Below are 12,105 nucleotides of genomic sequence, written 5' to 3'. Positions count from 1 at the left end.
TCTCAATCCTCGTCACGGTGCCGGAACGGGCTAGACTCCGACAACTCTTCGGCGGCCTCGGATACATAGAGACGTTCCTGCTCCAGATAATCCTGCACAGCCCGGCGCAGGGACGAATCTGCGATGTCGTGCGCGGATGACGTGATCACGGGCCTGTAGCCGCGGGCGAGCTTGTGCTCTCCCTGTGCACCGGCTTCGACCCGGTCGAGGCCTCGGGTGATGGCGAATTCGATGGCCTGATAGTAGCAGACCTCGAAATGCAGGAAGGGATGGTCCTCGATGCAGCCCCAGTTGCGGCCATAGAGGCGCTTGTCTCCGATGAAGTTGATCGCGCCGGCGATGTAGCGCCCGTTCCGCTTGGCCATGACGAGCAGGACCCGGTCGGCCATACGCTCGCCGATGAGGGAGAAGAAGCGCCGGTTGAGATAAGGGCGGCCCCATTTGCGCGAGCCCGTGTCCATGTAGAACGCGAAGAATGCGTCCCAATGGGCTTCGGTGATCTCGCGACCCGTCACCCATTCGATCGATATGTCATTCGCCAAGGCATCGCGCCGCTCGCGCCGGATGGCCTTGCGCTTGCGCGAGGCCAAAGCCGCAAGGAAATCCTCGAAGGTGCCATAACGATCGTTGAACCAGTGGAACTGCTGATCGTCCCGTCGCAGGAACTTCTCCGCCGTCAATGCCTCGAGATCCGACTCCTGGAGGAAGGTCGCGTGGATGGAGGACGCGCCCGTCTGCTCCCGCAGGGCACGTAAGCCCCCGATCAGGTAGGAGCGGATCTCCCTCGCCCGAGGGCCGTTCGGGACGAGAAGGCGGGGGCCGGTGACCGGCGTGAACGGCACCGCGACCTGGAGCTTCGGGTAATAATGTCCGCCCGCGCGGGTATAGGCATCCGCCCAGGAGTGATCGAACACGTATTCGCCCATGGAATGCGACTTGAGATAACAGGGGGCGGCGCCGAGAAGTTTTCCTGCCTCATCCTCGAACAGGACATGGAGAGGGGCCCAGCCCGTCTTCGCCCCCACGCAGCCGGAATCCTCCAGCGCGGACAGGAAAGCATGCGATACGAACGGGTTGAACGGATCGTCGTCAGCAGAGCCCGTCCCAAGGGCGCAAGCGTCCCAGTCGACGGCGGCAACCGCACTGAGACCTTGGGCAATTTTGACCTGGATCGTCACTGGGTGGAAGGATCTCGCCTTTGCGAAATAAGAGCTAAGCGTTTGGCGGGATCCTTGCAACCAATGCGGCAAAGCGTCAGGGGATGAACCCTTCGAAGACCATCTGGTCCGCGTGCTTCTCGGCGCGGGCCCGATCCTCCGGTGTCCTCACCGTCCAGGTCATGACGGGCAGGTGCCCCAGGATCCGGCTCAGGTGGGTCGAAGCGCAGGGGATGTCCTTCACGCGCCAGGACAGGAAGTGAGGCTGCGTTTCGGAGAAATGCAGCAGGTTCGCCATCCGGTGCTTTTGCTCGGGGGACAGGAAATTGTCCGACTTGGAAGCGTATTCCAGCTCCCCGATGAAGCCGCGGGTGATGGTCGGCGCGTTCTCGCGAAGATAGGCGACGATGTCGGGATCGAACGACTTCACGACAAACGGGCCGCTATAGTCCGCCAGAACCTCGATGACCCGTTTGGTGAGCCGCATGTCGCCGTTGAACTTGCTCTTGATCTCGATGACCAGGGGCGTGCGTCCGGCAATCTTGCCGAGATAGTCCTTGAACGACGGAATCTTGTCTCCGCCGATGGTGCCGGAGATGCCGATCCCGGTCAGCACGGAGAGATTCCGCTCGGCCACCAGCCCGGTTTCGCCGGTGAGGCGATCGAGGTCGAAATCGTGGAAGACGATTGCCTCGTTGTCGGCGGTCAGCTGAACGTCGAGCTCGATGGGGAACCCCCGGGCGATGGCGGCTTCCGCGGCCGAGACCGTGTTCTCGATGATGCCATTGGCTTTGTTGTGGAGGCCGCGATGGGCGATGGGCTTCGCGACGAGCCAGCTCGGGGTGCTCATTGGACTTCGAACATTCCTTCGACTTCGACACAGGCATCGAGGGGCAGTTCCGCGACCCCGATGGTGGAGCGGGCATGGCGGCCCGCATCGCCCAGCACCTGGACCATCAGGTCGGAAGCGCCGTTCATGACGGGGGCGAGGGCTGCGAAAGTCGGAACCGCATTGATGAAGCCGCCGAGGCGGACGCAGCGCGTGACCTTATCGAGATCTCCGACGGCAGCCTTCAGCTGGGCCAGCAGGTTGATGGCGCACAGACGTGCCGCTTCCTGGCCGACTTCGGGCGAGATTTCCGCACCGAGCTTGCCCTTGTGGGCGTCGGCGAGCTTGCCGTCGAGGCCGAGGCAGAGCTGCCCGGAAATGACGATCAGATTTCCGGTCCGCACGAATGGGACATAGTTCGCGACCGGCGCTGCCGGTGTCGGGAGATTGATACCTAATTCCTGAATTTTCTTATCGACTGCGCTCATGGAAGCCTCGTTCCGTGACATCATTCGGACGGATTAGTGGCGGATGAGCCGTAAGGACGCAAGCGGGAACATTGCCCTGTCCGCAAGAGGGTCCTATCTTGGCTGCCATGAAATCGGGAGTAGACATGCGGTTCCTCGTTGTAGCCTCGGGGTTGTCCATCGCTTTGCTGATGCCGGCTTCTGCAGAAACGGCAAAATCGTCCGTTCAATTGGTGCCTCATAGAGCCGTCTATGATCTCACCCTTCTGCGGGCCGGCAATTCCAATGGTGTCGAGAATGCGAGAGGGCGCATTGCCATGGAATTCGGCGGTGATGCCTGCGACGGCTACACCCTCAAATACCGTCAGGTTACCGTCCTCAACAGCAGCGAGACCGGCTCGAACACTGTCGATATCCAGACCGCGACCTATGAGACGGGCGACGGCCGTTCGATGCATTTCAAATCCACGTCGTTCCGCCAGGGCATGATCAAGGACGGCGAGGTCGACGGCGATGCCAAGCTTAACCCTCAGGGCGGCCTCAACGTCGATCTCAAGCAACCGAAGAGAAAGGCCTTCGAGGCAAAGGGCGAGACGGTGTTCCCGACCGAGCACCTCAAGCGACTGATCGAGGCGGGACGGCGCGGGGACAGCACTCTGTCCGTGAAGGTTTATGACGGGTCCAACAAGGGCGACAAGGTTTACGACACCCTCGGCTTGATCGGCCGCAAGATCGAGGCGGGCACCGCAACGGCGTCTCTCGAGGACGTCGCCCAGGGCGAAAAGCTCGCCTCGGTCGCGCGCTGGCCCGTGACCATCAGCTACTTCGAGGAAGGCAAGGCCGACCGGACGCCGGTCTATACCATCTCGTTCGAGCTCTACGAGAACGGCGTCAGTCGCAACCTGAAGCTCGATTACGGGGATTTCGCCTTGAAGGGCGACCTGAAGAGACTGGACGTGCAGACGCCGAGCGCCTGTCAGCACTAAAGCATCGGACTCAAAAGTGGACTTGCACTTTTGGGATCGGATCCGATGCTTCCTCTTTCAAAATGAGAGCATCGTACGGAAAACCGGGTCCACTTTTCCGTACGATGCTCTAGGTTTTACGCAGCACAATGCCCTTCAGGACCACGTTGGTGCCGAACTTGTCGCGGAGCTTGTCGATAGCGGCTTCCATATGGGCCTGCCGCACCACGCTCTGATCCGCCAGATCGCCTTTGTCTGCATCGGCGGAATCGCAGAGATCGGCCGCACCGATGCCGATCAGGCGGAAGGCCGTGCCGTCGCAGGAGGCTTTGAGGAGTTGCCGTGCCGGATCGAACAGGCGGGCGGCGAGTTGGGTCGGCGCCAGACCTGACCGGGTGCGTGTCAGAAGCCGGAAATCCTTGTCCTTGAGTTTCAGGGTCACGCTCCGTCCGGCGAGGCCGGCGGCCTTGAGGCGGCGCGAGACCTTTTCCGAGAGCCGCCAGAGGATCGGCTCCAGATCCTCGAATGAGCGCAGATCCGTCTCGAAGGTGGTTTCCGCCGAGACGCTCTTCGTCTCCCGCTCCGGGTTGACGGTGCGGCGATCCTCTCCCCAGGCCAGCCGGGAGAGGCGGTGCGAGTCGCGGCCTAGGGCCTCGAACAGGGTCTTGAGCGGCACGTCGCGCAGATGGGCGATCTGCGTCACGCCCACCTTGGCGAGCCTTGCCTGGGCAGAGGCGCCGATCCCCGGGATGATCCCGACCGGCTTGTCGGCAAGGAAATCCGCCGCCTCCTCGCGACCGATGATGGAGAACCCTCGCGGCTTCTGGAGGTCCGAGGCGATCTTGGCCAGGAACTTGTTGTAGGAAAGCCCGACGGAGATGCTGATCCCGATTTCCGTCTCCACTTTACGGGCGAAGCGGGCGAGGGTGAGAGCGGGGCTTCCGTGATGCAGCCGTTCCGTTCCCGTCAGGTCGAGAAAGGCCTCGTCGATGGACACGGGCTCCACCAGCGGAGTCAGCTCCCGCATGAGCTGGCGCACCTCGCGCCCGGCCTTACTGTACTTTTCCCCGTTGGGCTTGATCACCGTGGCGTGGGGGCAAAGCTTGAGCGCCTGGAACATGGGCATGGCTGAGCGCACGCCATAGGTGCGCGCCACGTAGCAGGCCGTGGACACGACCCCTCGCTTGCCTCCGCCGATTATGACGGGCTTGTCGGCGAGGCTGGGGTCGTCCCGCTTTTCCACAGCCGCAAAGAAGGCATCGCAATCCACATGGGCGATGGTGAGGCTGTCCCGCTCTTTGTGCCTGAGAAGGCGAGGGGAGCCGCAGACCGCGCATCGTTCCGCCAGTGGTCTGGCGGAAAGCGTCAGGCAGTCACGGCAGAAGGGCGCTTCGCTCATCGATGGTGGGATTATTCGAATTCGGAGGGGGAGAGGGTCCAATGGGCCTGCACGATGTGCTCCGGCTTGGTATTCATCTCCTTGGCGAGCGCGATCAGCAGCGGCTCGTCCGAGACGACGTAATCGAGGATTCCGGCAAAGAAGCCGGGGGAGGTGGCGGCCGAGCGGATGGTGTCGGGCCTCAGGCCGGACACCGCCAGAAAGCGGCCGAGGCGCTCCTCGTCGCCCATGAGGAAGGAAAAAGCCCCGAGTGCGACATTTTCGGCCTCCTCGCGGGTAACCCTTTTTAAGGGAGTGTTCATGCTGTCAATTTGCATTTCATCAATAGGTTTGCACCTAACTATACCATCAAATGAACCATTGGGCCGGTGAAGTACATCCGGAGCCCCGGGGAAAGCGGCCATGAAGAAGACTGTGCTCATCGTTGAGGACAACGAACTCAACATGAAGCTCTTCAACGACCTCCTCGAAGCCCATGGCTATGCGACCTTGAAGACCAGTCATGGGATCGAGGCCATGGAGCTTGCCAGGGCTCACAGGCCGGACCTGATCCTCATGGACATCCAGTTGCCCGAGGTTTCCGGCTTGGAAGTGACCCGCTGGCTCAAGGCCGACGACGAGTTGAAGTCGATTCCCGTGATCGCCATCACGGCATTTGCCATGAAAGGCGATGAGGAGCGGATCAGGGAGGGGGGCTGCGAGGCATATATGTCCAAGCCGATCTCCGTTTCCAAGTTCATAGCAACGGTAAAGACGTACCTGGAGGCGGACTGAATTACGTCTCAACTGGGCCGAATCCATGGCAGGGCAACGCCCAAGCTTCAAAAACCCAGGTCATCTCTTTGAGATGTCTTGGCTTTAACTTTTTTGGGAAAATGCCGCTTTTTGGCCACAGAGGAGCTTGCATCGCTCCATGTTTCCTATACGTTCAGCCTAAATTTCCGCACTGAGCGGAAGAAATGCCCTACGGATGCTCAGGTCCGCCGCATCTCCTGGGACTTCGTGGGCTCGGCCAGCCTGGGGCAGATCGTTGCCTCCTCAACGCTGCTCCCGGCTGGCCACCAATTCCTTCAACTTGCACCCTATTTCAGGCGCCGAAAGGTGCCTTTTATTTTGAGGATTCGAGTCCGGTTGCAGACAATTTGACCGGGCGCCGGCCGAATCACGCTGGACTTCTACTTTATCCAAGCTTGGCGGTGAGAAAACATCTCCTTAGGGAAGGGCAGGTTTCCAGTTCGATCTGGGATGCGGTTGAAAGTTCGCGCTGCTAACCTGGACGAAACTGAACTAACGGGATGAGGGATCATGGATCATCGCACACCTTCGCTGCCGCCTAAGACGGCGCTGACCCGCTTCTCGGTAGCCCCCTTGTCGACGATGACACGGCGTCTCGCGGATGTCGCTTCAGGGCGTGCCCCCGCCGATCTGGTGATTACGGGTGCCCGGGTCCTTTCGACGTATAGTGAGCGCATTGCGCCCGAGCGGGAGATCTGGATCTCAGGCGGGCGGATCGCCGCCGTAAAGCCTGCGGGAACCTACCGACAGGTCAATGGCGCGCCTGGACGGGTCTATGACGCGAAGGGTGGCATCGTCGCGCCTGGCCTCGTGGATCCGCACATTCATATCGAGAGCAGCATGATCACGGCCTGCGCCTATGCGGAGGCGGCTCTGCTCAACGGCACGACGACGATCTTCTGCGACAGCCATGAGATCGGCAACGTGATGGATGCAGCCGGCATTGAGCTGATGCTGGAGGATGCCCGCCACGCGCCGCTATCGATCTTTCTGACGGTGCCGAGCACGGTACCCGCCACCTCGCCGGACTTGGAAACGGCAGGAGGCGATCTCACGCCCGACAAGATCGCGGCTCTGTTCGACCGCTGGCCGGAGGCGGCGGCGCTCGGCGAGAAGATGGACTTCGTCCCCGTTACCATGGGTGACGAGCGCAGCCACGCGATTCTCGCCGCTGCCCTGGAACGCGGCAAGCCGGTCTCCGGGCACATCTACGGCCGTGAGTTCGTGGCCGCCTATGCGGCGAGCGGCGTCACGGACACCCATGAGGCCATTGACCGGGACATCGCCGACGACCTGCTCGATGCGGGGGTGTGGATCTTCCTGCGCGGCGGCCCGCCGACGACCCCGTGGCATTCGCTGCCCGAAGCGATCAAGACGATCACGGAGCTGGGCTCCTCGCATAAGCGCATCTGCGTCTGCACCGATGACCGCGATGCGGACGATCTCATGATGTTCGGCATGGATTGGGTGACGCGCGAAGCCCGTCGCGCCGGCATGAGCCGCGAACAGGCGTGGAGCATGGGCTCGCTCCATCCGGCCACACGTTTCGGCATGGAGGGGGAGATCGGCGGGCTCGGCGGCGGCCGCCGTGCCGATGTGGTGCTGCTGAACGACGAGCTCGAAGTGCAGAACACCTGGTATGGCGGCGAGTTGGTGGTCGAAGGCAGAAAGATCACGCCGGTGCTCGATCAGGCGCTTTCCAGTCGCTACCGCTATCCGGCCGAGGCCTATCGCACGGTCCATGTCTCGAAGCGGCCGACGCTCATTCCCGAGCTGCCAGCAGCGGCCTGCGAAGCCAACGTGATCCGTGTGGCGCTGCCCGGCATCGTGCTCTTTCACGACAAGGTCCAGCTGCAACCCGAGAAGGATTGGGACGCGCTGCTTTCCAGGAACGATCTCACCTTCGTGTCTGTCATCGAGCGCCATGGCCGCACCGACGGCGCAGGCATTGCCCATGGTCTCCTGAAGGATTTCGGCCTGAAGAGCGGGGCGGTCGCGAGCAGCGTCGGGCACGATTCCCACAACCTGATCGTGGCAGGAACGAACGAGGGGGACATGCAGGTGGCCCTCGATGCGATCATCGAGGCGCAAGGCGGTGTCTGCGTCGTGGATCAGGGCAAGGTCGTCGCCATGGTGCCGCTGCCCATCGCGGGCCTTCTTTCCGATAAGCGCGTCACGGAAGTGGCACAGGAGACGCGTGCCCTGAAGGCCGCATGGGAGAAGGCGGGCTGCAAGATCCCCTATATGGGGTTCAACCTCATCCCGCTCTCGGTCATCCCGGAGATCCGCATCACCGACAAGGGGCTGGTGCTCGTGCCGGAGATGGAGCTGGTGCCGCTCTACGAGGAATGATCGGTCAGGTGGCGGGCAGATCGGTTTCCCTGTCCGCCTCCGTCTGTCGAAGAGACAGCTCTTCGGTCCGCTCGAGAAGGTCGCCCAGATCTTGCCTGAACTGCTCGAATGCGAAGCCGAGGGCGAAGATCTGTCCAAAGGTCTTTCCGGGCAGCTCACGGATGAGTGTATCCGCCCTCAGCGCTTCCGCTTCGGTGCTGAAGGTATTCAAAGCCTCCTCGAAGGCAGCCGGTTCCGGAGGGGCCTTGCGCTGGTGGAGCGCCTCAGCCAGGTTCAGGAGAAAGCGTTGGATTTCCTCATGTAGGGCCATGAGCGAAGGGGCGAGCTTGTCCCGCGCTGGAGCAGGCAGGGGACTGGAAGAGGCGCGGCCGATCATCACGAGGTCGTGGCGGACCCGGTAGAGGGTGCGGATAAGCGGCTCCGGATCGGGTGCCTCGGTCAGGTGGCTCTTGCGCTCCCGTGTTGCCTCTTCGGCAGCCGCCTCGGCCTTTTTCAGGGCGGAACGGATCTGCGGATGGAGATTCTGGAGAGCAGACCGACCCTGGGGACTTGCCGTCAGCTCCGCGATGAAAACGGAGAATAGCTCAGCATTGAGGGACACGACCCTGGCGGCCGCGTCCGTCAGCAGAACATGCGCCCGCGCAGGCAGGATGAACAGCGAGACGACGACGCCGACGATATTGCCGAGCGTGATCTCCAGCACCCGATCGAACGCGGAGGCGAGGGGGCCGATGGCCTGTCCCGACGGAGGCAGGAGCATGATCAGCGAGGTGATGGGCGCTACCCGGAACGCAGGCTTGACCGCCGCCAGAAGCGCCAGAGGAAACAGAGCCACGACGATGGCAATTCCCAAACTCAAGGGCGAGTTGTGTGGAACGAAGGCGGCCACGAGGCCGCCAAAGACGGCCCCGGCCAATGTGCCGCTGAACCGTTCGATAGCGGCTTTGAGCGACGCGCCCACGCTCGCCTGCATCACGACCACGGCGGTGATCACGGCCCAATAGCCCTGCGGCAGATTCAGGATCTTCGTGACGATGTAGGCCAGCGTGCCCGCGATGGTGACCCGGAGCGCCAACTTCAATTCGGCCGAATGTGCTCCAAGGACGCTGCGTATCCGCGCGATCCACCCAGATGGTGCCATGCGATTCTCCGGGCGCAGAGCATAGAGGGTGGTAGGTGGAGCCTGCTCAGGAAAAGTCCGGTTACTCGCTCAGAAGCACGACCAGTTCCGAACCGCATTCCTCGCAGGTGCCGAGGCTGGGCGACGCGATCATCTGCGTCGTCCGGCATTCGGGGCAGCCCTTGAGCGCCATATGGAGCGACCCTTGCATCTGGTGTGCGCTTTGACGGAACGCCTCACTCACTTGGACGGCCTGCTCGAACATTGGCGCCTCCCATGGTGGCCCTCATGCTGCGCCTGTCGCGAGCCACCGTCAACCGAACATCCTGATGGCTAGGTCGGCTCCCTGTGCCCTGTCGGCACATCGTCTCCGTGTGTGTGACCAGGCTCGGGGCGACCGAGAAGAGGCCGAAGAGAACAAGCGGCCAAAAGACTTGGTCTGAAAAGCCGAGCAGGAAGGGCGATGCCGCAAGCAGGATCCCGCCAATTCCGTCGAGGATCAGGTGCAGGGACATGGGCAGAAGCTTGAGGATGCCGAGTTCATAAGCCGTAAGGGCAGAGTACAGGATGGCACCGGCGCCGAACACGATGGCAACCGATGTGGCTGCCGTCACATCGGCGAAGCCGAATACCTACGGCGTCGCGATGAGGGCGAAGCCCCAGAGATAGTCGATTGCACCGTGAAGGCTGGTGGGTAGAAAGCGCATGACAAGATCCCTGATGGCAAGCGATTGGCGCCAGCGTGCTTCGATACGTCCTGTTCCTTGCCGTCGTCGGCCTGGTTTGCGAGGAGGGCGGTCTGCGCTACTTCGCGAGGAGCGACAGGCGAAAGGCGGAACCGTGAATGGACAGAATTCGGTGGCAGCAGGACCAGGGGGCCGGCGTGCCGCTCAACCGCTATGTCGGTTTTGTCGGCCCCATCGAGGTCGGAAGCGTGGCCTATGACGGGAGCAACCGGTTCTGGATCTGGTCGACGCCGCTGCAGGAGGATGCCTGGGTTACGGTCCGACGGAACAGGCCGCCAAAGCCGCTCTGGAAGTCTGGCTCACGTCGTGGCTCGACAATTTCAAGTCCTTCTTCCAAGCCAACATCCATCCCCGATCGACCTGAAACAGGTGGTTCCGAAAGCCACCGTTGATGGCAGGAACAACGACGACCTTCGCCCTGTTGTCGCGCCGGAGGAGAGCCCGATGGGTCATATCGTTCTGCTGGGCGACAGCATCTTCGACAACGGGGCTTATGTGAGATCCGGCGAGCCGGATGTGGCAGCGCAGGTCCAAGCTAAATTGCCGGGCGGCTGGAAGGCCAGCTTGTGCGCGGTAGACGGCGCCGTCACGGCCGGGATCTTGTCCCAAATGGCCCGAGTTCCTGCCGACGCGACCCATCTGATCGTCAGCGCCGGAGGCAACGATGCCTTGTGCAACAGCGGGATATTGCAGGAGCCCGCCCGCTCCGTAGCAGAAGTGATGGCGAGGCTTGCGGACGTGCGGGACGAGTTTGCCCGCAACTATCGTGCCATGCTGGATGCCGTTCTGAGTCGACGCCTCCCAACGGCGGTCTGCACCATCTACGATGCCCGTTTCTCTGATCCGGAGGAGCATCGCCTGGTCGTCACGGCCCTGTCGATCTTCAACGATGTCATTACGCGGGAGGCCTTTGCACGACGACTCCACCTCATCGATCTGAGGCTCATCTGCGACGAGCAGGACGACTACGCCAATCCCATCGAACCCTCAGTCAAGGGCGGGGACAAGATCGCAGCCGTCATCGTCCAGGTTGTGGCGGATAATATGATCTTTCCACGTTCACAAGTTTACGCGAGATGAGGGGTACGATCCGAAGTCGAGGAGATTTTCGGCTCGGATGTCCATAAGAAGATGAACAAATTGTCAGAATTATACGGGATCGTTCAAGTAAAACCTTAAATATTCGGCCAAGCTCCGAACCGGACTTCACGTTCTGAATTGATCTACCAAGCATTTAGCTCCGTCACTTCTCAAGAGGTCGACCATGAAGAAGTTTGCTTTGGTGGCTGGCGCGGCGGTGATTACGATGGCCAGTGTCGGTAGCGCTCAGGCCCAGTACTGGCGCGGTGGCGGGTGGCATGGCGGTGGCTGGCGAGGCGGCTACTACCCCGGCTATTACCGTGGTGGCGGATGGAACAACGGCGGCGCTGTCGCCGCAGGTCTGGTCGGGGGGGCCATTCTTGGTGGTCTGCTGACTGCGGCCGCAACCCCGGCCTATTCCTATCCGGCTTATGGTTACCCGGCCTATGGCTACGGATATGGATACGGTTATCCGGCCGCTTACAGCTATCCGGCCTACAACTACCCTGCTTATGGATATTATTCTGCGCCCGTAACCCGTGTCGTCTACCAGCCGGCCCCAGCCTATCGGACCCGCGTGGTTTATCGTGAGCCGGTCTACAGGACGCGAGTCGTCTACAGCCAGCCTCGCGTCGCGACGCGGGTGGTTTATCGCAACCAAGCCCGCGTAGTCCGCCCGGTCCGACGCGATGTGGTGACCACAGGCTCCGTCAGCCGTCGCGAGGTCAACCGGGTCCGCAGGGTCGAAGGCGTTTATCGCTAGACTCATCGAGGGCAGCTACCAGACTGCCTCTCGTTCGCAGAAACAAAAAAACCGCCCCGATGAGGGGCGGTTTTCTATTCGATCGGCTCTGCCGGAAAGCCTTACTTAATCTTGGCTTCCTTGAACTCGACGTGCTTCTTCGCGACCGGATCGTACTTCTTCAGGTTGAGCTTCTCGGTCATCGTGCGCGAGTTCTTCTTCGTCACGTAGAAATAGCCCGTGTCGGCGGTGGAGACGAGCTTCACTTTGATCGTTGCGGCTTTGGCCATGGTCGGGACCTCTTGTTCGGTTCAGGCGCTCGGTTGGCCCACGGCATGGCCGAAACGCAAAGGCCGGGCGAACCCGGCCGGAAAATCGTGCTGCTCCCATGCCTGATTATCGCAGGTCAGTCAAGGGCGGAGGCGGCTTCTTCGATGCTTCCGGTGTAGGCCC

Annotated in this window: 13 protein-coding genes and 1 pseudogene; 5 read left to right on the top strand and 9 right to left on the bottom strand. The window is 61.7% G+C overall.

The genetic code is table 11. The annotated features are described in order from the left end of the window. Positions 1-2: 2 nt before the first annotated feature. The 3 genes from AB4097_RS08095 to AB4097_RS08085 form a co-directional block, all read right to left on the bottom strand. Complete coding sequence (locus tag AB4097_RS08095; RefSeq protein WP_442038282.1) at positions 3-1,178, bottom strand: GNAT family N-acetyltransferase; 1,176 nt, start codon at positions 1,176-1,178, stop codon at positions 3-5. A gap of 76 nt (positions 1,179-1,254) precedes the next feature. Beyond that, positions 1,255-2,007: a glycerophosphodiester phosphodiesterase family protein gene (locus AB4097_RS08090; protein ID WP_442038280.1), complete on the bottom strand. Its 753-nt coding sequence runs from the start codon at positions 2,005-2,007 to the stop codon at positions 1,255-1,257. Then, positions 2,004-2,474 carry a RidA family protein gene (locus AB4097_RS08085; RefSeq protein WP_442038278.1) on the bottom strand — a complete coding sequence of 157 codons (471 nt, stop codon included), beginning with the start codon at positions 2,472-2,474 and terminating at the stop codon, positions 2,004-2,006. The genes AB4097_RS08090 and AB4097_RS08085 overlap by 4 nt, the downstream gene beginning before the upstream one ends. 125 nt (positions 2,475-2,599) lie before the next feature. On the opposite strand from AB4097_RS08085, the gene AB4097_RS08080 reads away from it, so the two are divergent. Then, positions 2,600-3,439, top strand: coding sequence for a cell envelope integrity EipB family protein (locus AB4097_RS08080; protein ID WP_442038276.1), 840 nt, complete (start codon positions 2,600-2,602; stop codon positions 3,437-3,439). 109 nt (positions 3,440-3,548) lie between these two features. On the opposite strand, the gene AB4097_RS08075 is transcribed toward AB4097_RS08080, so the two are convergent. Together AB4097_RS08075 and AB4097_RS08070 are read right to left on the bottom strand one after the other, a co-directional pair. Beyond that, complete coding sequence (locus AB4097_RS08075; RefSeq protein ID WP_442038274.1) at positions 3,549-4,817, bottom strand: DNA polymerase IV; 1,269 nt, start codon at positions 4,815-4,817, stop codon at positions 3,549-3,551. Positions 4,818-4,828: 11 nt separating this feature from the next. Then, positions 4,829-5,119 carry a DUF3572 domain-containing protein gene (locus AB4097_RS08070; protein ID WP_442038272.1) on the bottom strand — a complete coding sequence of 97 codons (291 nt, stop codon included), beginning with the start codon at positions 5,117-5,119 and terminating at the stop codon, positions 4,829-4,831. 100 nt (positions 5,120-5,219) lie between these two features. Between AB4097_RS08070 and AB4097_RS08065 the strand changes: the two genes are divergently transcribed. Then, on the top strand, positions 5,220-5,591 hold the full coding sequence (locus AB4097_RS08065) for a response regulator (protein ID WP_442038270.1): 372 nt from the start codon (positions 5,220-5,222) through the stop codon (positions 5,589-5,591). 531 nt (positions 5,592-6,122) lie between these two features. Further along, the gene (locus AB4097_RS08060; RefSeq protein ID WP_442038268.1) at positions 6,123-7,964 is read left to right on the top strand and encodes an adenine deaminase; all 1,842 of its coding nucleotides are present in this window, start codon (positions 6,123-6,125) and stop codon (positions 7,962-7,964) included. 4 nt (positions 7,965-7,968) lie between these two features. Here AB4097_RS08060 and AB4097_RS08055 read toward each other — a convergent pair whose 3' ends face one another. The 3 genes and pseudogenes from AB4097_RS08055 to AB4097_RS08045 all read right to left on the bottom strand — a co-directional run. Continuing rightward, entirely contained in the window at positions 7,969-9,105 is a 1,137-nt protein-coding gene (locus AB4097_RS08055; RefSeq protein ID WP_442038266.1) for an FUSC family protein, read from the bottom strand. Between the two features lie 61 nt (positions 9,106-9,166). Next, complete coding sequence (locus tag AB4097_RS08050) at positions 9,167-9,349, bottom strand: hypothetical protein (RefSeq protein WP_442038264.1); 183 nt, start codon at positions 9,347-9,349, stop codon at positions 9,167-9,169. Further along, positions 9,321-9,704 (bottom strand): annotated as a pseudogene (locus tag AB4097_RS08045) (SPW repeat domain-containing protein); the annotation flags it as partial. The gene AB4097_RS08050 and the pseudogene AB4097_RS08045, both read right to left, overlap by 29 nt. A gap of 570 nt (positions 9,705-10,274) precedes the next feature. On the opposite strand from AB4097_RS08045, the gene AB4097_RS08040 reads away from it, so the two are divergent. Continuing rightward, entirely contained in the window at positions 10,275-10,910 is a 636-nt protein-coding gene (locus AB4097_RS08040; RefSeq protein ID WP_442038262.1) for an SGNH/GDSL hydrolase family protein, read from the top strand. A 184-nt stretch (positions 10,911-11,094) separates the two neighbouring features. Continuing rightward, complete coding sequence (locus tag AB4097_RS08035; RefSeq protein ID WP_442038260.1) at positions 11,095-11,673, top strand: hypothetical protein; 579 nt, start codon at positions 11,095-11,097, stop codon at positions 11,671-11,673. Positions 11,674-11,774: 101 nt separating this feature from the next. Here the strand turns inward: AB4097_RS08035 and rpmG are convergent, their stop codons facing one another. Beyond that, positions 11,775-11,942 (bottom strand): 50S ribosomal protein L33, encoded by a 168-nt coding sequence (gene rpmG / locus AB4097_RS08030; protein ID WP_009491004.1) that lies wholly within the window; start codon positions 11,940-11,942, stop codon positions 11,775-11,777. Positions 11,943-12,105 lie beyond the last annotated feature (163 nt).

This window comes from Microvirga sp. 2MCAF35 (assembly GCF_052115545.1).
Classification (GTDB): domain Bacteria; phylum Pseudomonadota; class Alphaproteobacteria; order Rhizobiales; family Beijerinckiaceae; genus Microvirga.
The sequence above is the reverse complement of the archived record's forward strand: the minus strand, read 5'-3'. Positions and strand labels throughout refer to the sequence as shown.

Bases quoted from the DNA above. Each gene is read 5' to 3' on its own strand.
- AB4097_RS08090 (WP_442038280.1), bottom strand. From the start codon at position 2,007: ATGAGCACCCCGAGCTGGCTCGTCGCGAAGCCCATCGCCCATCGCGGC.
- AB4097_RS08085 (WP_442038278.1), bottom strand. From the start codon at position 2,474: ATGAGCGCAGTCGATAAGAAAATTCAGGAATTAGGTATCAATCTCCCG.
- AB4097_RS08080 (WP_442038276.1), top strand. From the start codon at position 2,600: ATGCGGTTCCTCGTTGTAGCCTCGGGGTTGTCCATCGCTTTGCTGATG.
- AB4097_RS08075 (WP_442038274.1), bottom strand. From the start codon at position 4,817: ATGAGCGAAGCGCCCTTCTGCCGTGACTGCCTGACGCTTTCCGCCAGA.
- AB4097_RS08070 (WP_442038272.1), bottom strand. From the start codon at position 5,119: ATGAACACTCCCTTAAAAAGGGTTACCCGCGAGGAGGCCGAAAATGTC.
- AB4097_RS08065 (WP_442038270.1), top strand. From the start codon at position 5,220: ATGAAGAAGACTGTGCTCATCGTTGAGGACAACGAACTCAACATGAAG.
- AB4097_RS08060 (WP_442038268.1), top strand. From the start codon at position 6,123: ATGGATCATCGCACACCTTCGCTGCCGCCTAAGACGGCGCTGACCCGC.
- AB4097_RS08055 (WP_442038266.1), bottom strand. From the start codon at position 9,105: ATGGCACCATCTGGGTGGATCGCGCGGATACGCAGCGTCCTTGGAGCA.
- AB4097_RS08050 (WP_442038264.1), bottom strand. From the start codon at position 9,349: ATGTTCGAGCAGGCCGTCCAAGTGAGTGAGGCGTTCCGTCAAAGCGCA.
- AB4097_RS08040 (WP_442038262.1), top strand. From the start codon at position 10,275: ATGGGTCATATCGTTCTGCTGGGCGACAGCATCTTCGACAACGGGGCT.
- AB4097_RS08035 (WP_442038260.1), top strand. From the start codon at position 11,095: ATGAAGAAGTTTGCTTTGGTGGCTGGCGCGGCGGTGATTACGATGGCC.
- rpmG (WP_009491004.1), bottom strand. From the start codon at position 11,942: ATGGCCAAAGCCGCAACGATCAAAGTGAAGCTCGTCTCCACCGCCGAC.